Here is a 20,924-nt window from a genome sequence, read left to right as displayed (position 1 = left end):
ATAAAACCTTACATTTGTTTTTCTAATTAAAAACTTATGGAAGAGCAATCTTTACTTTCTGAAGAAACAATTTCAAATAAAATATATTTTATCCGCGGTCAAAAAGTGATGCTTGATCGTGATTTGGCAATTCTGTATGGAATAGAAACTAAAGTTCTTAAACAATCTGTAAAAAGGAATTTGTCTAGATTTCCCGAAGATTTCATGTTTGAACTAGATAAATCAGAATTTGAGAATTGGAGGTCACAATTTGTGACCTCCAATTCTGATAAGATTGGTTTGCGATATGCACCAATGGCTTTTACTGAACATGGCGTTATGATGCTTTCAAGCATTTTAAAAAGCGACAAAGCAATTCAAACCAATATTCAAATTATGAGGATTTTTACGAAAGTGAGACAAATGCTTTTGGATACAACCGAAATTAAAGTTGATATTCTTCAGATTCAGAAGAAGTTAGAAAATCACGATAAAAATATTGAATTGGTCTTTTCTTATTTAGATGAATTGACTGAAAAAAAAGAAAATGAATCTGAAAGAGTAAAGATTGGCTATAAAAAATAATTCTTTAAGGTCACAAATTGTGACCTTGAAAAAAGTTAAATCTTAAGATTTATTAATATACTTTGGTTTGATTATCAACTGAGTAAACAAAAACCTCATCATCAACAAAATAGAAAAAACGAGATTGTATCCGTGAAATTCTCTGTAAACACCAAAATTGTGTTTAATCAATTTAAATTTGGATGAAGAAACAGAATCTTTTCTAATTCTATAAAATGCCAAAGGTTCTGGAACTGGTTTGGCTATTTTAATTTCTTTTAAAATCGTAAGCCATATTCTCCAATCTTGGCGTTTTTGTGAAGTTTCAAGAATAATTTTTCCGAAATAATCGACATCATAAATAGCCGTCAAATTACCTACATAATTACAGAAAAATAATTCTTTATAAGTTAATGGATTTGGAGACTCAACCCTTCTATTCAAATTATTTCCCTCTTCATCGATAGAATCATAATAACTAAAAGTAAAGTGCAAATTATTTGCTTTTAAAAATTGTATTTGCTTTTCTAATTTAGTAGGAAACCATAAATCATCAGCATCTAAATAGGCGATATATTTTCCTGTAGCTTTCTCTAAAGCTGCATTTCTAGCAAAACCATTTCCTCCATTTTCTGATAATTTAAAAAGTTTAACACGGCTGTCTTGCACAGCAAAACCTTCAATTATTAAAGCCGTATTATCTGTTGAAGCATCATCGACCAAAATCATCTCCCAGTTTGCATAAGTTTGATTTTGAACTGACTCAATTGTCGATTTAATGAACTTTTCGGTATTATATGTTGGTACAATAATAGAAACTAATTCGTTCATTGATGCTAATTGTTTTTGGGGAAGTTTATTTAAAAAATAGCCCGAATTTAATTAAAATTCGAGCTATGCTTAGTATTATTTAATATAGCTTGAAAAATCTTTGTGTTCTTCTTTAGCCAATTCTTCAGGAGATAATGATTTGAAATACTCATAAGTTATTTTCATTCCTTCTGCTCTGTTAACTTTTGCTTCCCAGCCTAATAACTCTTTTGCCTTTGTAGTGTCTGGCTGACGCTGTAATGGATCGTTTATCGGCAGTGGATGATACACCACTTTCTGGTTCGTTCCTGTCAGTTTTATAATTTCTTCTGCAAAATCTTTAATAGTGATTTCATCTGGATTTCCAATGTTTACTGGATAAACGTAATCTGAATGCAATAATCTGTAAATACCTTCAACTTGATCATCTACATAACAGAAAGAGCGAGTCTGCATTCCGTCTCCGAAAATCGTTAAATCTTCTCCGCGTAACGCTTGTCCAATAAAAGCTGGAATTACACGTCCGTCGTTCAGTCGCATTCTTGGTCCGTACGTGTTAAAAATACGCACGATTCTGGTCTCTACTCCATGAAACGTATGATATGCCATTGTTATTGATTCCTGAAAACGTTTCGCTTCATCATAAACTCCACGAGGACCAATTGTATTTACATTTCCATAATATTCTTCGGTCTGTGGATGAACTAGAGGGTCTCCGTAAACTTCTGAAGTAGACGCAATCAAAATTCTGGCTTTTTTTACTCTTGCTAAACCTAATAAATTATGTGTCCCTAAAGATCCTACTTTTAAAGTCTGGATCGGGATTTTTAAATAATCAATCGGACTTGCTGGCGAAGCAAAATGCAATATATAATCTAAATCGCCTGGAACATGAACGAACTTAGTAATATCATGATGATAAAACTCAAAGTTTTCTAATTTGAATAAATGTTCAATATTCTTAAGATCGCCCGTAATCAAATTATCCATACCGATTACAAAGTAACCTTCTTTGATAAATCTGTCACATAAGTGTGATCCTAAAAATCCTGCCGCTCCAGTTATAAGTATTCTTTTCATGGTAATTTTTTATTCTTCGCAAATGTAACTTATTTAGAAATTATTGAACCTATTTAAAAAACAAAACTGCCTAAAATTTTAGACAGTTTGCTTATTTATTGTTTTATAAATTTGATCGTTTCGTTGAAACTACTACCCGAAAATTTGATTAAATATATATTTGGAGGTAAATGCGGTAAACTTACATTTAATGTAGGTTTATCAGTACTATTAGAAAACACTACATTACCAGATTGATCATAAATATCATAATTAATTATCGTTCCTTCATCTATTTGGAGATTTATTGTAAAAATACCATTGTTAGGATTTGGCGAAAGAAATACTTTACTTTGAATTTTACTTGTTGTCTCTGCTTCTATCGTATTTAAACTTGAATCTATGAAATCGTATTGTTCACCACTCATTTTAGAAGCAACAATTGAATTACAAAGACCATAAATATCTGTAATTTTTAGTTTAACCTTAGAACCAGAACTTAAAACTGATCCTGGTTTTAAAACAATACTACTATTTGCTATAAATTCTTTTTCTACATAATTAAATTCAATTTTATTTGATTCACCTATTATAATATTTTGAGCAGATGTTGAATAATTAGAAGGCACGATATTTATTTTCTTATTATAAAAATCTGAGTTATCAATTAATGTTTGATTAAAACCTTCCCTAGTCAAAATATCTGAAATATTGTATATGTTGATATTCGATCCACCATAACCATAAAATAATAAATTCCCAAACACCTCAAAATCATCCGGATCTCCAGTAGGATTTGCACACGTAATTTTTTTTAAGTTTTTCCTCTGCCAATTAGGCAAGTTCTCAGAACCAAAATTTGAATTATAAAATAAACTCATTGGCTGATACTTTGTATTGTCAACAAACAAAAATTGATCATTAAATACTTGTAATTTTACATCAGAATTTATTCCATCTGGATAATTAAGCAATTCTTGCTTATTATATTGCCTTTGAAATGGAAACGTATCTCCTTGTCTATCAGTAATTTTATATGTATATAAATACATTAAATCAGGCATAGAACCTTCATGTCCCGTTTGAGCACTTGTTAAAACATATACAAAATCTTTAGAAATCTCTATATCAAGTTTTCTTTCATTTGTTGAAAAACCCATAGGTTGTACTGTATTTACCAAATTCCAAATATTACTACTATTTAATTCTAAAATTGCGAAACTATTCGCGGACGAAGTTACCTGACTAGATACTAATAGTTCAAGAGGATCATATGATCCAGTAAATGTACTTGAATTAAAATTAACAATTGCTTTCTTAAAATTTCGAGCTTCAATATACTTTCCAAAACTTGGTAGATTAAATCCTGATATTTCAATAGTTTGATGAAAAACATATGTTCCCATGTCATTTTTATAGTATACTCTAAATATATTATTTACAGTACTGTTTCTTTCTAAGATAAATAAAAATCTACCGATTGTATACGTACTCGTACCTACTTCACTTGCAGAATCATTTTTAATTTGCTGTACTATACTCCAAGAATTATTAGATTCATTTAAACGAATAATGTGAACGGTATCCTTATTACTTGTACTAACAATTATTTCATTTCCATTTAATAGTAAACCAAAATCTGTTGTACCCATAATATTATACAATGGAAGTTCTATCATTTGATGCAAAGCATATCGACATCCTTCTCTTTTATAAATTAGCACATAATTTAAAACTTCTGGCAGTGGACTACCAGCAGGCACATACGCATTTGTATCATACAATGTAACAAGCCAATTATCATTAACCTCCAAACGTTCCCCATACTTTATAGAAGGACTAATATATTGAGATAAGTCCTGAAATATATTTGGTTGAGAAATTCTCTGTACTGGCAAAGTACTATCTTCACTACAGCCGCCGCCACCGCCGCCGTAGGAAGTTGCCTTACAATTTGTTAAATCAAACAAACTGCCTTGACTATAAATTGAAGATCTATAATTAAGTAAGCATATCTCTCATTCTTTTCTTTTGACCAGCAGTAAATTTTGTTTGGCAATACATTCGCGATGAAATTTGATAATCCATATAATTTTGAACCACACTTGTTGTTTGTCCTTTACAATTATATCCTAAACAATTTCCTCCTATTACAATATTTTTATCCCCCGAGGTAGGTACTGCATCTGTATCACAAATTAAATCTCCTTCCTTTTCACAATCAGTCTCATTACACCCTTTATCTGAAAAAATATGAAATAATCCCAACCAGTGACCTATTTCATGTACTGCTATACATCCATTGGAGTAATTAGGACTATTAGGATTTGAAACATCATTGCTCCCAACTTGAAGATAATCTAAAACAACACCATCCAATGCGGGATTACTTTCAAAAGGGAAAGAAGAAAATCCAGATAAGTCATCTTTTCCACAATATTTCAAATCAGCTGTCCAAATATTTAGAAAAAGGCTATTTGGAAAACCTAAATAAATATTATTTTTTATCTGTCTACTCTTTTCCATACTTAAATCACAAAAGGGATCGAAAGAAATAGGAATACCCACCTCGTATGATGAATTTCCTATAAAACGATTAACACCAGTTGTTACTTGGCCCATAGTATTTTGCTTGGCCAAACAAAATCTGATTTTAGTATCAACACCTCCATATTGTCCACTATATGCCTGATTTAATATATTAATTTGTTCTTCTATCTTACTTAAAGCTATATTTTTTCCAACTCCAACTGCTTCTCCACTATGAATAACATTAAAAACTACAGGGATTACAATTATTTCGTCGCCAATTGCTTCCTGAGTAGAAGCATTTTTATTTGTTTTGTTTGCCTCATTATCCCTAAAACTTGCTATAACTTCTTTAATTTTTGCATCTAATTGAGGGTTATTTTTTTTTTGAATATTTAAGAATTGATCTGATAAACATTTTTGTGAATGACAAAAAAAAGTTATAAACAGAAAAACTATAAGTGTAATTTTTTGTTTCATTTTCCATTTATTTTTTTAAAACGAATAACATAACTTTCGTGAGGTAATACATGTTTAATAATAGTTAATGAATCTTTATTAATTTCAACGAAAAAATCAAAATCTTTATCTATATATAATTTCTTGCAATTATCTTCCATATAAAAATTCCCCGATTTGTTGTCTATAATTAAAATTCCATTTTCTCTGAAAGTCCATATCTCAGATTTATCTTTAGAAATTATTCGAAAAGGAAGTTGTTTGTAATAAGTTTCCCATGTTCCGTAAATTTCTGTACAAATATTTTTTTTTGATGACTGCGCTGATAAACTAATACTAATCGAAAAAACATATATATACCCTACTTTAGTTACAAAATTTCTCATTATCTGAATTTCAAATAATTATTTAGAATTTATCTTTGCTTCAAGTGTTTCAATTCTTTTGTTTTGCTCTATAATATAAAGTGTAAGTTCCTCTATTTTTTGAAGTAAAATATTGTTCATTTCTCCCAATTGTAATCCTTTATCTTTAATTTCTTGGGCAGAAGGTACGTTTGGAAGATGGTTGTTTTCTTTAGTGAATTTCTCAATCTCTGCTAAAGTTGGCATTATATAATCAGATTTTAATTTTGATGATCCTGTATAATATTTTTCAAAAACATAATCAGCTGGAACTTGCAAATCTACTCTTACTTCTTCGGCATGAATTTTTCCTTTTACTGTAAGTTTTTCGTCTGGATTTGTACTCCCTATTCCTATATTTCCATTTTCTTTAATTCTCATTCTTTCATTACCTGTAGTATAAAAATTTAATCCATAGAATCCTGATAATGAAACACCAGGCTCATTAGCAGAATTTCTCCATAATGACATTCCATAATGTGCTAAAGTACCAGTAGCATTATTAAATGTATCGTGAGTATCGAATCCGATTCTTAAATTATTTCCACTACTGGAAATATCTCCAATTACTTGAAGCTTAGAAAGAGGATTATCAATTCCAATACCAACATTGTCATTTGAATTTAAAGAACTATTTACAACTCCCCACTTGCTATAAATTTGACCAAAACACATAGTAGTAGTACTTAATAGTAATAATAAACAGGATAATTTTTTCATAATTTAAAATTTTAAAGTTGATATAAAAATATAAATATTTTCTTTCTTTTTATAGTTAGTTAAATTTTATAGTAATTCTAAATAAAAATAAGTATCTCATTTCAAATCAATATTATTTATTTTTACGATAAAAATTCCTATCCTTTTGAAAGTTGTACATATCATAGAAGCCCTTGGCGGAGGCGTTTATACTTATTTTAATGATTTATCAACTTATTTTGGTGAGGATGAAATAAAAAGTCGCATCGATACTACAATAATTTACAGTGCAAACCGAAAAGAAATAGACAGAGAAAAAATTAAATCTGAACTTTCTAGCAACATTAATTTAGTAGAAATTAATATGCTGCGAAGTTTTTCTCCTCTTCAAGATCTAAAATCTGTAATTCGGTTAACTAAAGAGCTGAAAAAAATAAATCCAGACATTATTCACCTTCATTCATCAAAAGCAGGTGTTTTAGGCAGGATTGCCTATTTCTTTCTATTTAAGAAAAAGAAACTTTATTATTCTCCACACGGTTATTCTTTTCTTAGAACAGATATTTCAAAACCCATTCGAAAAATATATTGGTTTATAGAAAAAAGTATCCAAGCTATATTTGGAGGTATAACTATTGCCTGTGGCGATACTGAGTTTGAAATTGCCAAAAAAATCGGTAAGTCAAAATTGGTTCGCAATGGTGTTGATATTGAGAATATACGTGAAAGTTTTGTTGAAAATAAAAATGATAAGCTTACTGTAGGGATTTTAGGCAGAATAACATATCAAAAAAATCCACCTCTTTTTAATTCGATAGCCCTCAATTTTCCAGATTTTAATTTTGTATGGATTGGAGATGGTGAGTTAAATTCTTTACTTACAGCTTCTAATATAAAAATTACAGGATGGTTTTTTGATCGCGAAAGTATTCTGAAAGAATTAAATAGCATTGATGTTTATTTACAAACTTCATTATGGGAAGGGCTGCCAATTGCCGTTTTAGAAGCAATGGCTTTAGAAAAACCTGTTATTGTCAGTAATGTAATTGGTAATAAAGATATTGTCATCCATAATGAAACTGGATTTCTGTTTGATGAAATCTCAGAATTAAAACCTTATTTTGAAACTCTTAGCTATGCAGAAAATCGAAATCTTTTTGCTAAAAAAGCTTTTGAAAGATGCTCAGAGTTATTCGATAAAAATAAAAACTTTGAAGAACTAGTTGCAATTTACAAGAGCTGATTTTTGCTGCAGCCAATAACTTGAAAAAATGGATAACCAAAACCCGCTGAAAGCAATTCCATCAAAACGAAGTAAAAAATCATCCATTAGATTTGAGGTAAAAAAGATTACGAAAAACGAAATTACAATAGGATTCTTTAAATCAAATCCCAGATATCCAATTATAGAAATATAAAATAATACTACCAAAGGCCCAAGAATTCCAAACTTCAACAAAAAATCAAGAAACTGATTGTGAGTAGGGAATTCATACTTTGCCAAAAACTTCTGATTGGTTGCTGCATAGTATTTGTTTAATTCGTTTTTTCCATCTGAAGCTCCCACACCAAAAGGCAGATTTTTCAATGACAATTCCCAAGCAGATTTCCATATAGATACTCTGGTAACCAAAGAGTTAAAAACCTTAACCTCTGGATGATCAATCTCATCAAGCTTTCCCACTTTGTCCATATAAGCAAAACTAACACTTGAATATTTTTCTTTCATGTATGGGTCTTTTTGAACAAATAAGAATAAAACAGCAATTAGTAAAACTAATAAAGGCAGCCCTCTTAACGCTATTTTTCTAAAATTATCCTGCTTAACGGCATAAAAAAGAACAATTAAAAATCCGATAAAAACATTTACCAAAGCCATTCTCGTATTAACAAACAACACAAAGAAAAAAGAAAGAATAAAGACTATTATTCTCACTACTTTGAGTTTAGATTTTTCATGATCTTTAAAACTCTTAATCACAAAATAAAAAGCAGAAATGGTAACAAAAGCCAAATGCATATTTAATGCTGGAGCATGAATCCCTATACTATTTCCAAATTGATATCCCATTTCCCATAAATGTATGCCGTTTAAGTATTTATGCATCAAATCTGGATACAAAACATTAAATCGAATAAAGAAAAAAAGTAAAATCAAAGTTGTTCCGAAAACATAGGTTTGAACTAATTTCAAAAAATTTATCCTCTGAAAATTTCCAATTATAAATAATGGAAAAATTATTAAAGAAGTACTTTTTTCTATCGCTTTTAATCCTTTTGCTAAAGAATCATTATTCCAGAAAAGCAACAATTCAAGGATTACCGGAGAAGCAATACAAGTCATCAAAATCAGTATGATTTTTGTGTAATGCAATTTCTTGAAAAAAACTAAATTAAATGCAGCAAATACTACAATCAATATTGAGCATGGCTTTCTAAAGATCATCAAAATGGCAATCAAACACAAAAAAACATGGAAGATTTTATTGAAGTTCTTTTCGGAAATGTTCATGATATAATGCAAAATAAATTAACGGAAAAATGCCTATTTTATGTCTCATCGCCGAACCTAAATCGGGCTCGAAAACTCCTTGGGTAATAAAAAACGAAAACAATATAAAAAAAATGAAAAGTTCATATTTATAATATTTTCTGTGTTTTATACATTTAGCAAAGCGAACTATTAAAATGTAAAAAAGCAAAAGCTGCCAAATTACAAATAAAACAATTTGAGGTGATAAAATATGTTTTAAACCATTTAATGGAATATTAACGGTAAAAAATCCGTAAAAAATAGCAACCATTTCTCCATACCAAGTATCTGGTTTTAAAGGCGGAGTAATCATCGAATTTGCATCTGGAGAACCTATACGTTCTTTATTGACCACTTCACGGCTCATTTCAGAAAAGTATTCTCCTTTTAAAATTCCATAACTCAACGATAAAAAAAAGACAATCAATAATCCGTAAAAAATCGTTGATACGGTTTTGTTTTTAAAATTGATAAAACTTATCAAATACATTCCTCCAGCAATTATAGGAATCAGAGCAAAATAAGGCCTATATAAAGCTCCAAAAAGTATAAAAAGAAATACGGATAAAAGAACAGTTTTTTGAAAGGAATAAGGTTTGTTTTTACACAGAAATATAATTGCAGAAATGAATAAAAAAGTAATAAACTCTTTTGAAGGCATTGCAATAAAAATAGCAATCATAAAAAATCCTAAATAAACGATCGCATTTTTTACATTTATTTTTTCAAAAGAATCTGGAATTCCTATTTTATACAGAACATACATCAGAATAGGGAATTGTATAAGTGCAATTACTGGAAATGGAAGATAGCGGAGACCTGTAACTTTATAAAACAAAATAGTCAATGGATAACTACCAAAATAGCCTATTTCATTGTATTTATCATAAACAATTACAGCAGCGTCATAGAAAAACTTTGGAGGTAAAACAAAAAAAGACAGCATTGCAACAAATAAATTTGCTACTACAATCACAAAAAATGCGACTCTACTTTTTTTGACTAAAAATTGCATCCTTCTATAACTGTTTTATATAATTTTATATGTTTCTCTACCATTACTTCGATATCAAATTGTTTCGCTTTTAACTGACAAGCATTAATAACATTTATACGAAAACCATCATCTTCGATCAATTTTTTAATACTATCTGCTAATTCCTGTTCATTCCTTTTTTCAAACAAAATTCCCGATCCTTTTACTAAACTTGATAATCCTATAACATTTGAACCAATAAAAGGTTTCCCTGAAGCCATACTTTCTATTGCCACCAAACCAAAACCTTCTCCATTTGAGCTTAGAATAGAAATGTCTGCCGTTTTTAAAAGACGATCAACATCAATTCTTTCGCCCAAAAATATAACTCTACCCTCTAATCCCAATTTTTGAACTCTTTTTTCGCATTCTTCTTTCAAATTACCATCACCAACAAAAATTAATTTAAAATTATCTGGTAGTAATCTCATTGCTCTAATTACTGTTTCAGGATCTTTATGTTTACTAAATCTTGCTACTTGAATTAATAAAGTGTCTTGTTCATTCAATAACTCTGAAATTTCTTTTTTAAAGTAAGGTTTCGCATTGTAAATTACTTTCAAATTAATTCCGTTCTCAATGACTTTAAATTTGTTCTTAGGCAATTTTGTATGATATTGTATTATTTCGTAAACCTCATCCGTAATACAAATTATTTTATTATAAAATCGATACATGAATCGATCAATTTTACTGAAAAAAAAACTTTTAATACGAGGATTGGAAGAGCTATGTTCTGTTACAATAATTTTTATTTTTGAGAAAGAAATAATTTTTGACAATACAATCCAATATTGAGACGGAAATAAATGGACATGAGCTATGTGGTATTTTTTCAAAAAAGATATCATTCTAAAAATCTGAATTGGATTATATACCGAATATGAGCCTAAAGAATAAATATTACAACAATTTTGAGCTTTTAAAGCTTTTAAAAAAGGTAAATTTTTTCCGTTTAGTAACAAAAGATCAACATGAATTCCCTTGGCATTATAAAGAGGAATGGTTTCCAGTAGCAACTTTTCAGCGCCTCCCGAATCAAACCTGTTTATAATTTGTATTATTTTCATAATTGTACTTTAATGCAAAAAAATTTTTATTTTATCCTTTTTGTAGATAAAAACTGTTGACACAAAATTCCAGAAAAAAGAACTAGAAACAAATGCAATTGCGGCTCCAGTCATTCCATACATCGGAATTAAAAATCGATTTAAAATAAAGTTAATTACAACTGCTATAATTAAAATGATCTGAAATATATGTTGCCTTCCGGTCATATTTAAATAAACCGGAGCAGATCCAAATACAGAACAAATTCCCTGACCTATAATAAGAATTAAAAAAGGCACTTGTGCAGCAATATATTGATGTCCAAAAAAAGACAAAATATATTCTGAAAAAACACACATCAAAAGAATAACCGGAAACGTTATTCCAAAGATTAATCGAACGCTTTTTCTAACTACTTTTTTTAATTCTACTATGTTTTTACTTGCAAAAAACTCTGAAATTTTTGAAGAAACAGTAATGTTAATGGTTACAATTATAACTGAAACAATTGTCATTAGTTTAACCCCAACAGAATAAAAAGCAACTGTTTCATCGTTTTTGTATTTCTTTAAAAACATGATATCAAAACACATCAATAGGAACAATGCCATTCCACTTATTGCTATGGGATATGATTTTGTAAAAATCTCTTTTGAAGTAAAAACCTCTTCTGTTACCTTCTCCGTTTTATTAAAGTAAATGAATATTAAAACAGAGCTTATAATTGCCAAAAAAACAAAACCAATTAAAAAAACATCTACCAAATACGTTTCTAAATGCCAAAAAAACAAAACAACAGAGCCAATTATTAGCGGAATATATTTGATAATATTTCGAAACAATTCAGCAACATACAATTTGTCCATCGCTCTGAAAACTTCAGTATTTAAAAGCGACAATCCATGAAAAAATAATATAACAGAACTTTTTAAAAGAATAGAATAAACCTCATCATCAAGAAAATAAGTATTGATTCTCTTTTTATCGATAAGAAGAAAAACAATTAGAATTAATATTGAAGTTAAAAATAGCATATTCACCATTTTTAAATATACTTTTTTTAATTGTCTAAGCTCATTCTGACTTGCCAGTCTTCCTTTAAAATATAAAATAGACTGATCGAAACCTAATAAACAAATACTTCCAACTGCCAAAAGATAAGAACGCACAAAATCATACTGCCCGACCAATTTTGGACTGTATGATTTTGTTAAAAACACCGTGAAACCAAATAACAAAAGAACTCCGAAAATTCGCAAAGCCAAAGTTCCTAAACTCTGTTTTATGAAGGAGTTTTTTGAAATTCTTTCAAAGATCTTAAGCGTTTTCAATCCTAATATTATTTAACCTGAGCTTTCAAAAGCTGGCTGCGATAAAACTTTAGAAATAAATGAATTAAAACAAAGAGAAAAAGAAAAAATATCGGAAGCATAAGTTTAAAATTCCCGTTCGTAATTTTAGTATTATTGATATTTAAAATCGCATTTATTTCCTTAATCGTTTTATCATAATTCATAAGTTTTAATCTGTTTTTTCCCTGATCAATAATCAAATACTGCTTTGTTTTAATGATGTCATTAAGCTGCGTATTTTCATTATAATACACTAATTTATCGTTTCTTGAACTGTTTTTTACCGTATTCGAAAATCCGTTTAAAACTTGGTCAATTTGAGCAATAATAGTATCGTTTTGAACAATTTGTTGCTGTAAGTTTTTGTATCCAATTTTTTGAAGCTCCTTAAAATATTCAGAACTGTTTAAGTATTTTAACAACGGCTTTACGATATCTTTTTCTTCCGTAATTTTGTTGGTTACAAAAGATATTGAATGAAAAGTGTAGTTTTTACTTGTTACGTTGTCTTCTAGAACTTTTTTGACTTCGCCAACCTCAGCCATTAATTTAATCAGCTCGAAATTCTGCTCTTTGTCTTCAATAAACTTATAAACATCGGCAATAGGCTTAATTTCGATTTTTTTTATTGATTTTGGATTTTGAATTCCAACTACGTTTTTTAAGAAAGCAGTATCTCCTGCAATAATTTTAGATTCGATCAAATCTATTTTAGAATAAAGATAATCTACGCTTCCAAAATTTGGAGTTACAATAACCTGATTTTCAAATGATTTTTTATTTGCATCTAAATACCAGCCAATTCCAAAACCTGCAACAGCCAAAATTAAAACGATAATCCAATTGCGAACAAAGAAATGAATAGATTTAAAAATCATGGCATTAATTCGATCAAAAAAACTGCCAATGCTTTTAGAAAGCTGAAAAATATCAATCTCCTGTTCTGAATTATCCTGCGGTACTTTTGTACTCATTTATGATTTTTATTTGATGTTGAAAATCTGCTCTAGAATCTTAATTGTAATTAAATACGTTGGTTTTACTCCTGTTGTTCCCAATCCGCCTGAGGCCAATGTACTTCCTGTTTCCAGCGGATTATCTGAAGCATAATAAGCATAGCGAACTTTAATATCGTGTGGAACGCTTTTTCTAATTTTAGATGCTGACTGAATGGCTTTTTGATAATAAGATCCTTCCATTTCAAGGCCAATTACGCCCCAAGTCGATTCATGGAAAAACTTTAATAAATCTCTATTTTGTAGTGAAGTTCCAAGAACGGTTACCATTGCTCCTTCATAAATATCTATATCATTTCCTTCAAACATTGCACCTGTCAATTCATTTTCGAAGAAATAATTATCTGCCGTTCCTTCGTTGATATGCGCAGACGGAATCATGATATCTCCTTTTCCGCCTTCTAGAATTCCGGCTTTACCCATAATAGAAACCGATTTTACATTTAGTAAAGTTTCTTTTTTAAATGGTTTCAAAAGCTCGTCAATAGTTTCGTAAGCCTGCTCTCCAAAAGCATAATCCATCACGATAATAACAGGTTTATCTTCGCCTACATTTGCATGCGAAAAAGCTGTTTTTGACCAATCAATTTTAGCTGTGTCAAAAATTTGAACATCGATATTCGTTCCTGAACAATCTGGCAACGAGATCATTCCATTTTTTAAAGCCAATTCTTCTACTTGACCTCTAATTTCTTTTGATCCTGAACTGCTTAATTCTTCATAAATAAAGAAATCTGTTTTTCCTTTATATTTTGTTTTCAGCAAAGGTGTCGCAAAAATCGAATTCATGACACTGTGCATATTGGCACTAATTACGTGAATTGGTCTTTTCAGCAAATCGTTTGCTTTTAAAACTTCTTTAATATTTGTTGCCCAGATTTCTCCATGAATATGGTGTCCTAATCTTTCACGTAAAACTGGACTAAAAGTGATCGTACGTTTGTTGTTTTCAACAATCTCTTCTATCGCTAATTTTCCTAACCAATAAATAACGTGTAGGAAACGATCTGGTGCATTTTCTGAACCAAAAGCATCGTAAATATCTAAAACTTCCTCAAAAGTTCTTGCTAAAATATTGGCAACGTGAGAAATTGCTTTTTCTTTTTCAACTTGAGAAAGCTTTTTAGTCTGCATAACGGCTTGCTCTAATTTCTGCCAATCACGCGAAACTTCTCCTCCATCATCTATTAAAACTCTATTTTTAATTTTATGCGATTCGATAAAAATGAAAGTCAAATGCGTCAAAATATCGTAAATGTCTGAACGTCCACGAGTGATTTCAACATTCATCTGTTCTTCGTCAATTCTGTAGCAGTTTCTTCTTCTTTTTGGAGGAACAATCGGCTGAAAATGCGATTTAGAGTATCCTTCGTCTGAAGTTAAATTGATAAATCGGCATTGTTCAATTCCGATTGGAAGACGTTCAATAACGTACAAAAGCCCGTTTAACTCTACTTTTTCTTCGGCGATATTTCCATAAATTTCTGGACGTAAAGCCAATAATGATTCACGTAAGCTATCGCCAGAAACTCCCATTGGTTTATAAAAACCACGGTTGAATAAATGACGCATTGTAATGTACATTTTTTCTATCGCAGCAGAAGATTCCTGCGCTCTAGATCTTGATATATGTTTAGTTTCTTTCATGTCTTTTTATTTTTAAAAATCATCTTCATTTGTAAAGAAGACGTGAATATTTCAATAAACGAAAGTAGGAATTATATATATAACTTTAATGAATTTCCATTTAACAAATTGTTAGACGGTTATTTTAAAAAAGCTACATCCTACTTCAAATTATCAGCAATATTTCTATCATTCGATAATCTCGGAATTTTATTCTGTCCGCCCAATTTTCCTTGCGATTTCATGTAATCTTGAAATCCGTTTTTAGAAACTTTAGTGATCACTACTTTTCTTAAGACATTTCCGGTAATTAAATCGTCATAATAAATATTCTGCTTACGCATTGAATTGTCAATAGTTTCGGCAAAAACTTCCATGTTTTCGGGTTCTTTCTCAAATTCTATCAACCACTCGTGATACGGAAGTCCGTTTGATGGATTTATCTGAGGCGCCACAGTAAACTCATTGATTACGATATTAGTCGAATTTACGGCTTCTTTCATCGCATTTTCGACTTCATTGGCGATAACGTGTTCTCCAAAAGCCGAAATATAATGTTTAATACGTCCAGAAACTATAACACGATATGGAGCCAAAGAAGTGAATTGAACGGTATCTCCGATATTATAACGCCACAGCCCTGCATTGGTAGAAATTATCAAAACATAGTTCACTCCTACTTCAACCTCTCCAATTGTCAACACTTTTGGATTTTCTTCAAAGAACTCATCCGCTTTTATAAACTCATAGAAAATACCTGAATTCAATAGCAACAGCATCCCTTTTTCTTTTTGTGAATCCTGATAAGCAAAAAATCCTTCAGAGGCAGGAAACAATTCTATACTGTCTACTTTTCTGCCGATCATGTTTTCAAATTTGGCACGATACGGTTCGTAATTAACACCTCCGTAAATAAACAAATTGAAATTTTTGAATATTTCGCCAATCTTTTTTCCGCCGCTTTTATGTTCCAAACGTTCGAAATACATCTGAACCCAAGACGGAATTCCAGAGATAACCGACATATCTTCTTTTATAGTCTCATCGACAATAGCATCTACCTTGGTTTCCCAATCTTCAATGCAATTGGTTTCCCAAGATGGCATTCGGTTTTTCTGCAGATATTTAGGAACAAAATGCGCTACAATTCCAGAAAGTCGTCCAAATTTAATTCCGTACTTCTCTGTCAGAATTGGACTTCCTTGCAAAAAAATCATTTTTCCATCGACAAAATCAGCATTTCCTGTTTCATGAATATAATGCAGAATTGCATTTCGAGCTGCTTCAATATGATAAGGCATCGATTCTTTGGTAAGCGGGATAAATTTTGCGCCAGAAGTTGTTCCAGAAGTTTTAGCAAAATATAAAGGTTTTCCTTTCCAGAGAATATCCGCTTCTCCTTTTACTATCTTTTCTATGTAAGATTTTAAATCTTCATAATCTCTAACAGGAACGTGTTTCTGAAAATCTTCAAAACTTTTTATTTGTTCAAAATGATGGTCTTTTCCAAATTTGGTATTTTGAGCATTTTCAATCAAACTTTTAAAAACTTTTTGTTGTGTTTCAACAGGTTTATTGGCCCATTTAAGTGTCTGATTGTATATATTTTTGGCAAATATTTTTGCCGAAATTGACTTAATTGACATTTTCAGTGGTATTATTTTTTATCACTTTTCTTTTTGTCCTGAGATTTTGCCTTCAGCTCTTTTTCAGTTTCAGCTACATCTTCTCTCAGTTTTATTTCAGCGTCAGATGCTTTTATATTTACATCTGAAGCATCCTCAACCGATTCTGCTAATATAGAATCTTTATTAAATTTTGAATATTCCAATTCTCCCTTCAAAACTTTCTGAATTCCTTTTATATAAATTTCATTCTGTTTTAAAGCCGTTTCTAAAGAATCCGATTTTATTGCTAGTCTTGTAGCATTTCTTTTCAATTCTGTCGAAGAATATCCAGGAATAAATTCGCGAAGGGGTGTAAAAGCAATGATAAAAGTAGTAACCAAAATTAGAAATATTCCTCCCAAAGTAAACGTTACAAAGACATTCATTAAAGTAAGCCTAAAAGAAAATATCTCTTCAAAAGTGTCTTCATTTAAAATTACTAATCGGTTTTTAATGAACAGTTTTTTTCTAAAATTCTTTTTCTTTTTTTTATTCATTATCCTTCTTTATGCTAGCAAATATAATAATTAATCATCATGATATTTATTCAATAAATTTCATGAAGAGCTATAATTTACGATTTTATAAAATATTTAACGCGGTCTGATACAAATATTTTAAACTAAAAATACTTCTATTTCGTATATTTCTATATACCTTTGCGGAATAATTAAGAAAAACAATTTGCTTCGGCATTAAATATATTAGTCATGGGAAGATTAGGTCTTACAGAAATCCTTGTTATCGTAGGTATTGTGATATTACTTTTTGGAGGTAAAAAAATTCCAGAATTAATGAAAGGTTTAGGAAGTGGAATTAAGGAATTTAAAAACGCTGCTAAAGACGATCAACCTGCTGCTTCTAAAAAACAAGAAGAAGAAACAAAATAAGAAATTCGAAAAAATTATTAAGTCCCAAATTACAATTGTAGTTTGGGATTTTTTTATATCGAAAAATTCCTATTTGTAGAATCCCAAATTTTAGATATGAAAAACTTGCTTTTCGTGATGCCTTTTCGTATTGGATATTTTTACAAAATAAATGCCTCTTGACCTATTGGCTACATTTATTTTGGTGTTTTCAGAAATTGTTTTTTAAAATAAAAACTCCCAAATTACGAATTGTAGTTTGGGAGTTTCTATTTATTATTATTTGCATTTAACTTTTTCGAAAATTGTAACCAATTGTTCTAACAAAGTTTGAAGTTTAAAATCTTCTTTTGCAATCGCCTCTATAAGCTTTGGACAATCTGAAAAAGCTTCTCTTGACATTTTTCTTAAAAGCGATTCTGTTCCTATTGCTCCCACGGTATTGGCAGTTGTAAAATATCCAAAAACCAAAGCATCACTGTTTTTATTTCCAAAAAAATACGAACTACTCGATGAACTTACAATTGTACTGGTTCCTCCAGCATTTGGCCTTATAGTTCCCGCATCACGAATAACGCCGATTTTAACATCCTTGTTATAAATAACATTAAACCATAATTTCTTTTTAGATTTCGAAAATTTTCCTGTCAAAATGTTTGCTGTCGTTGCATACAATGCTTCTACTGTTGTGATGCATTCTTCTTCATCAAAATATTCTATTTTCTTTACTTCTATGCTTGCTATTTTTTCTTTTTTAGCGCTTTCATCTGTTTTGAAAGTTATTTTAGAGTCTTCGCTCTTTACCAATTCAGCAAGACCTGTTTTTTTTGTTCCATCTTCCATGTACAAAATAACTTTGTAAAAATTGGCGTGGCCGATAGAGGAGAATAAAAGGGTAATTAAAATTAAAATACTTTTTTTCATAACTTGGGGTTTAAAATTTCCTACAAATATATTATTTCGCAAGTATTAATATCAGTAAAATAGAAATAAAAAACTCACAAATTGCAGATCACAATTTGTGAGTTTTTTTTATCTAAAAATTCCAGAATTTAGAATTTCAAAAATTAGAAATTTTCTTAAAGCACCATCGTCAGCTGAATTCTCTTTCTATCTTCATCAACCTCAGTTACTTTCACATCAACATGCTGATGTAATTTTACCACTTCGTTTACGTCGCTTACAAAACCAGCTTTTAACTGCGAAATATGCACTAAACCGCTTTCTTTGATTCCGATGTCAACAAAACAGCCGAAATTGGTAATGTTATTAACAATACCTGGTAATATCATTCCAGTTTTCACATCTTTAATCGATTTTACATTTGCATCAAATTCAAAAACCTTAGCCGACTTTCTTGGATCTAATCCTGGCTTTTCAAGCTCTTTTATGATATCTTTCAGCGTAAGCAAACCAATTTCTGGTGTAACATACTTTTCAGCTTTAATAAGCGCTGTTTTCTCTTTATTTGCAATTAAGTCATTCAAAGAAATATTCAGATCCTTCGCCATCTTTTCAACAACTGGATAAGCCTCTGGATGCACCGCCGAATTATCCAGCGGATTTTTAGCATTTGTAATTCTAATAAATGCCGCTCCCTGCTGATAAGCCTTGTCTCCTAAACGGGGAACTTTTTTTAGCTGTTTTCTATCTTCAAAAGGTCCGTTTTCAGAACGGTATTGCACGATGTTTTCAGCCAACTTCTCCCCGATTCCACTCACGTAACTTAGTAAATGTTTGCTTGCTGTATTGATGTTAATTCCAACCGAGTTTACGCAACGAATTACAGTGCTGTCCAATTCTTCTTTAAGTTTCGTTTGGTCAACATCGTGTTGATACTGCCCTACTCCAATCGCTTTCGGATCGATTTTTACCAATTCGGCCAACGGATCTGAAAGTCGTCGCCCAATAGAAACAGAACCACGAACCGTTACATCATAATTCGGAAATTCTTCTCTCGCAATTTTTGATGCCGAATAAACCGAAGCTCCTGCTTCTGAAACAATAAAAACTTGTACTGGTTTATCGAACGCGATTTTTTTGATGAAAAATTCAGTTTCGCGAGAAGCAGTTCCGTTTCCGATAGAAATGGCATCAATTTGATACGCATTTACCATCGAACGGATTTTTTTTATCGCCATTGATTCCTCATTTTGAGGTGCGTGCGGATAAATGGTCTCGTTGTATAGTAAATCGCCTTTTTCGTCCAGACAAACTACTTTACAACCGCTTCTAAATCCAGGATCAATTGCCAAAATACGTTTTTCTCCCAACGGCGGAGCTAATAACAATTGACCTAAATTGTTTGCAAAAACCTGGATTGAATTCGCATCTGCTTTTGCTTTTGCTTCCTGCAGAGTTTCATTTCCAATTGCTGGATTCAATAAACGTTTGTAACTATCTTCAATTGCTAATTGCAAATGAGCTGTAGTATTATTTTGTTTTTTAATAATGATTTCGTCAATAACGTCGTAAGCATCATCAATATCAACATCGATTTTCATTTTGATAAAACCTTCATTTTCTGCGCGTAACATTGCCAATAAACGGTGCGCCGGCGCTTTTGTTAAAGGCTCTTCCCAATCAAAATATTGGTTAAATTTTTGTGCGCCTTCTTCTTCGGCTTTCTTTTTAACCACTTTTGTAGTGATCGTTGCTTTGCGTTGAAACAATCTTCTTAATTGTTTACGAACGTAGATGTTTTCGTTAATCCATTCTGCTACAATATCTCTTGCGCCTTGAATAGCAGCTTCTTCGTTAATAACATTTTCATTAATGTACTGTGTAGAAAGAAAATCGATATCAGCATCACTTTCAGATATAATCAGTTTTGCTAGTGGTTCTAAACCAAATTCGCGAGCAACATCGGCTTTTGTTTTTTTCTTCTTTTTGTATGGAAGATAAAAATCTTCGATTTCCTGTAAATCAAAACTATCTTCAATTTTTTTCTTCAAATCTGGCGTAAGCGCCTTTTGCTCTTCAATCGATTTTAAAACTGCTTCTTTACGCTTTATAAGGGTATCGTAATCTTTTTGAAGTTTTGCAATCTGCTCAATTACAGTTTCATCAAGATTTCCGGTAGCGTCTTTTCGGTAACGCGAAATAAACGGAATCGTACAATCTTCTTCTAATAATTTTACTGTGTTTTGAATACTGACAGCGGGTGCCTGAACAGACTTGGCAATGAATTGAATATTAGTCATGCTTTTTAATGAAATAAATTCTTAATTATAAGTTGATATAATTTACTTGTTAAAACAATCTTGTAAATT

General features: G+C 30.6%; 20 protein-coding genes. 3 read left to right on the top strand and 17 right to left on the bottom strand.

Annotated features, from left to right (window positions below):
• The first annotated feature begins 36 nt into the window (after positions 1-36).
• Entirely contained in the window at positions 37-564 is a 528-nt protein-coding gene (locus AC5ZCW_RS04965) for an ORF6N domain-containing protein (RefSeq protein ID WP_343540698.1), read from the top strand.
• A gap of 42 nt (positions 565-606) precedes the next feature.
• Here AC5ZCW_RS04965 and AC5ZCW_RS04960 read toward each other — a convergent pair whose 3' ends face one another.
• From AC5ZCW_RS04960 to AC5ZCW_RS04935, 6 genes are all read right to left on the bottom strand, one after another.
• A complete protein-coding gene (locus AC5ZCW_RS04960; RefSeq protein ID WP_496118286.1) occupies positions 607-1,374 on the bottom strand; it encodes a glycosyltransferase family 2 protein in 768 nt (255 codons plus the stop codon).
• Positions 1,375-1,449: 75 nt separating this feature from the next.
• Positions 1,450-2,433 carry a UDP-glucuronic acid decarboxylase family protein gene (locus AC5ZCW_RS04955; protein ID WP_177211503.1) on the bottom strand — a complete coding sequence of 328 codons (984 nt, stop codon included), beginning with the start codon at positions 2,431-2,433 and terminating at the stop codon, positions 1,450-1,452.
• Between the two features lie 95 nt (positions 2,434-2,528).
• Positions 2,529-4,382, bottom strand: a complete 1,854-nt coding sequence (locus AC5ZCW_RS04950) for a T9SS type A sorting domain-containing protein (protein ID WP_496118285.1) — start codon at positions 4,380-4,382, stop codon at positions 2,529-2,531.
• A gap of 31 nt (positions 4,383-4,413) precedes the next feature.
• Positions 4,414-5,421 (bottom strand): M43 family zinc metalloprotease, encoded by a 1,008-nt coding sequence (locus AC5ZCW_RS04945; RefSeq protein ID WP_496118284.1) that lies wholly within the window; start codon positions 5,419-5,421, stop codon positions 4,414-4,416.
• On the bottom strand, positions 5,418-5,786 hold the full coding sequence (locus AC5ZCW_RS04940; protein ID WP_496118283.1) for a hypothetical protein: 369 nt from the start codon (positions 5,784-5,786) through the stop codon (positions 5,418-5,420). Before AC5ZCW_RS04940 ends, AC5ZCW_RS04945 begins: the two co-directional genes overlap by 4 nt.
• Before the next feature lie 18 nt (positions 5,787-5,804).
• Complete coding sequence (locus AC5ZCW_RS04935; RefSeq protein ID WP_496118282.1) at positions 5,805-6,479, bottom strand: hypothetical protein; 675 nt, start codon at positions 6,477-6,479, stop codon at positions 5,805-5,807.
• A 190-nt stretch (positions 6,480-6,669) separates the two neighbouring features.
• On the opposite strand from AC5ZCW_RS04935, the gene AC5ZCW_RS04930 reads away from it, so the two are divergent.
• The gene (locus tag AC5ZCW_RS04930; RefSeq protein WP_496118281.1) at positions 6,670-7,746 is read left to right on the top strand and encodes a glycosyltransferase; all 1,077 of its coding nucleotides are present in this window, start codon (positions 6,670-6,672) and stop codon (positions 7,744-7,746) included.
• Here the strand turns inward: AC5ZCW_RS04930 and AC5ZCW_RS04925 are convergent.
• The 8 genes from AC5ZCW_RS04925 to AC5ZCW_RS04890 form a co-directional block, all read right to left on the bottom strand.
• On the bottom strand, positions 7,723-8,847 hold the full coding sequence (locus tag AC5ZCW_RS04925; RefSeq protein WP_496118280.1) for an O-antigen ligase family protein: 1,125 nt from the start codon (positions 8,845-8,847) through the stop codon (positions 7,723-7,725). The genes AC5ZCW_RS04930 and AC5ZCW_RS04925 overlap by 24 nt on opposite strands.
• A 139-nt stretch (positions 8,848-8,986) precedes the next feature.
• Entirely contained in the window at positions 8,987-10,051 is a 1,065-nt protein-coding gene (locus AC5ZCW_RS04920) for a hypothetical protein (RefSeq protein ID WP_496118279.1), read from the bottom strand.
• Entirely contained in the window at positions 10,039-11,142 is a 1,104-nt protein-coding gene (locus AC5ZCW_RS04915) for a glycosyltransferase (RefSeq protein ID WP_343540704.1), read from the bottom strand. The genes AC5ZCW_RS04920 and AC5ZCW_RS04915 overlap by 13 nt, the downstream gene beginning before the upstream one ends.
• A 9-nt stretch (positions 11,143-11,151) precedes the next feature.
• Complete coding sequence (locus AC5ZCW_RS04910) at positions 11,152-12,453, bottom strand: MATE family efflux transporter (protein ID WP_343540706.1); 1,302 nt, start codon at positions 12,451-12,453, stop codon at positions 11,152-11,154.
• Between the two features lie 8 nt (positions 12,454-12,461).
• Positions 12,462-13,448: a hypothetical protein gene (locus AC5ZCW_RS04905; RefSeq protein ID WP_343540707.1), complete on the bottom strand. Its 987-nt coding sequence runs from the start codon at positions 13,446-13,448 to the stop codon at positions 12,462-12,464.
• 9 nt (positions 13,449-13,457) lie between these two features.
• Positions 13,458-15,137: a DUF6909 family protein gene (locus AC5ZCW_RS04900; RefSeq protein WP_177211508.1), complete on the bottom strand. Its 1,680-nt coding sequence runs from the start codon at positions 15,135-15,137 to the stop codon at positions 13,458-13,460.
• A 140-nt stretch (positions 15,138-15,277) separates the two neighbouring features.
• The gene (locus tag AC5ZCW_RS04895) at positions 15,278-16,762 is read right to left on the bottom strand and encodes a GH3 auxin-responsive promoter family protein (RefSeq protein ID WP_343540708.1); all 1,485 of its coding nucleotides are present in this window, start codon (positions 16,760-16,762) and stop codon (positions 15,278-15,280) included.
• An 11-nt stretch (positions 16,763-16,773) separates the two neighbouring features.
• Entirely contained in the window at positions 16,774-17,280 is a 507-nt protein-coding gene (locus tag AC5ZCW_RS04890) for a peptidase (RefSeq protein WP_343540709.1), read from the bottom strand.
• A gap of 213 nt (positions 17,281-17,493) precedes the next feature.
• Here AC5ZCW_RS04890 and AC5ZCW_RS04885 point away from each other — a divergent pair, with 213 nt between their 5' ends.
• Positions 17,494-17,673 carry a Sec-independent protein translocase subunit TatA/TatB gene (locus AC5ZCW_RS04885; RefSeq protein WP_008465789.1) on the top strand — a complete coding sequence of 60 codons (180 nt, stop codon included), beginning with the start codon at positions 17,494-17,496 and terminating at the stop codon, positions 17,671-17,673.
• Positions 17,674-17,763: 90 nt separating this feature from the next.
• Here AC5ZCW_RS04885 and AC5ZCW_RS04880 read toward each other — a convergent pair whose 3' ends face one another.
• From AC5ZCW_RS04880 to AC5ZCW_RS04870, 3 genes are all read right to left on the bottom strand, one after another.
• Positions 17,764-17,871 carry a T9SS type A sorting domain-containing protein gene (locus AC5ZCW_RS04880; protein WP_496118556.1) on the bottom strand — a complete coding sequence of 36 codons (108 nt, stop codon included), beginning with the start codon at positions 17,869-17,871 and terminating at the stop codon, positions 17,764-17,766.
• Positions 17,872-17,931: 60 nt separating this feature from the next.
• Positions 17,932-18,576: a hypothetical protein gene (locus AC5ZCW_RS04875; RefSeq protein WP_343540710.1), complete on the bottom strand. Its 645-nt coding sequence runs from the start codon at positions 18,574-18,576 to the stop codon at positions 17,932-17,934.
• 155 nt (positions 18,577-18,731) lie between these two features.
• On the bottom strand, positions 18,732-20,855 hold the full coding sequence (locus tag AC5ZCW_RS04870) for a Tex family protein (RefSeq protein ID WP_496118278.1): 2,124 nt from the start codon (positions 20,853-20,855) through the stop codon (positions 18,732-18,734).
• Positions 20,856-20,924: the final 69 nt, after the last annotated feature.

The organism is Flavobacterium sp. PLA-DH12, from assembly GCF_059511845.1.
This window is presented reverse-complemented; position numbering and strand designations above follow the sequence as displayed.

What these genes read in the sequence shown, in the direction of transcription:
- AC5ZCW_RS04965 (WP_343540698.1), top strand. Translation starts at nt 37, where the DNA reads ATGGAAGAGCAATCTTTACTTTCTGAAGAAACAATTTCAAATAAAATA.
- AC5ZCW_RS04960 (WP_496118286.1), bottom strand. Translation starts at nt 1,374, where the DNA reads ATGAACGAATTAGTTTCTATTATTGTACCAACATATAATACCGAAAAG.
- AC5ZCW_RS04955 (WP_177211503.1), bottom strand. Translation starts at nt 2,433, where the DNA reads ATGAAAAGAATACTTATAACTGGAGCGGCAGGATTTTTAGGATCACAC.
- AC5ZCW_RS04945 (WP_496118284.1), bottom strand. Translation starts at nt 5,421, where the DNA reads ATGAAACAAAAAATTACACTTATAGTTTTTCTGTTTATAACTTTTTTT.
- AC5ZCW_RS04940 (WP_496118283.1), bottom strand. Translation starts at nt 5,786, where the DNA reads ATGAGAAATTTTGTAACTAAAGTAGGGTATATATATGTTTTTTCGATT.
- AC5ZCW_RS04935 (WP_496118282.1), bottom strand. Translation starts at nt 6,479, where the DNA reads ATGTGTTTTGGTCAAATTTATAGCAAGTGGGGAGTTGTAAATAGTTCT.
- AC5ZCW_RS04925 (WP_496118280.1), bottom strand. Translation starts at nt 8,847, where the DNA reads ATGACTTGTATTGCTTCTCCGGTAATCCTTGAATTGTTGCTTTTCTGG.
- AC5ZCW_RS04920 (WP_496118279.1), bottom strand. Translation starts at nt 10,051, where the DNA reads ATGCAATTTTTAGTCAAAAAAAGTAGAGTCGCATTTTTTGTGATTGTA.
- AC5ZCW_RS04915 (WP_343540704.1), bottom strand. Translation starts at nt 11,142, where the DNA reads ATGAAAATAATACAAATTATAAACAGGTTTGATTCGGGAGGCGCTGAA.
- AC5ZCW_RS04905 (WP_343540707.1), bottom strand. Translation starts at nt 13,448, where the DNA reads ATGAGTACAAAAGTACCGCAGGATAATTCAGAACAGGAGATTGATATT.
- AC5ZCW_RS04900 (WP_177211508.1), bottom strand. Translation starts at nt 15,137, where the DNA reads ATGAAAGAAACTAAACATATATCAAGATCTAGAGCGCAGGAATCTTCT.
- AC5ZCW_RS04895 (WP_343540708.1), bottom strand. Translation starts at nt 16,762, where the DNA reads ATGTCAATTAAGTCAATTTCGGCAAAAATATTTGCCAAAAATATATAC.
- AC5ZCW_RS04890 (WP_343540709.1), bottom strand. Translation starts at nt 17,280, where the DNA reads ATGAATAAAAAAAAGAAAAAGAATTTTAGAAAAAAACTGTTCATTAAA.
- AC5ZCW_RS04885 (WP_008465789.1), top strand. Translation starts at nt 17,494, where the DNA reads ATGGGAAGATTAGGTCTTACAGAAATCCTTGTTATCGTAGGTATTGTG.
- AC5ZCW_RS04875 (WP_343540710.1), bottom strand. Translation starts at nt 18,576, where the DNA reads ATGAAAAAAAGTATTTTAATTTTAATTACCCTTTTATTCTCCTCTATC.
- AC5ZCW_RS04870 (WP_496118278.1), bottom strand. Translation starts at nt 20,855, where the DNA reads ATGACTAATATTCAATTCATTGCCAAGTCTGTTCAGGCACCCGCTGTC.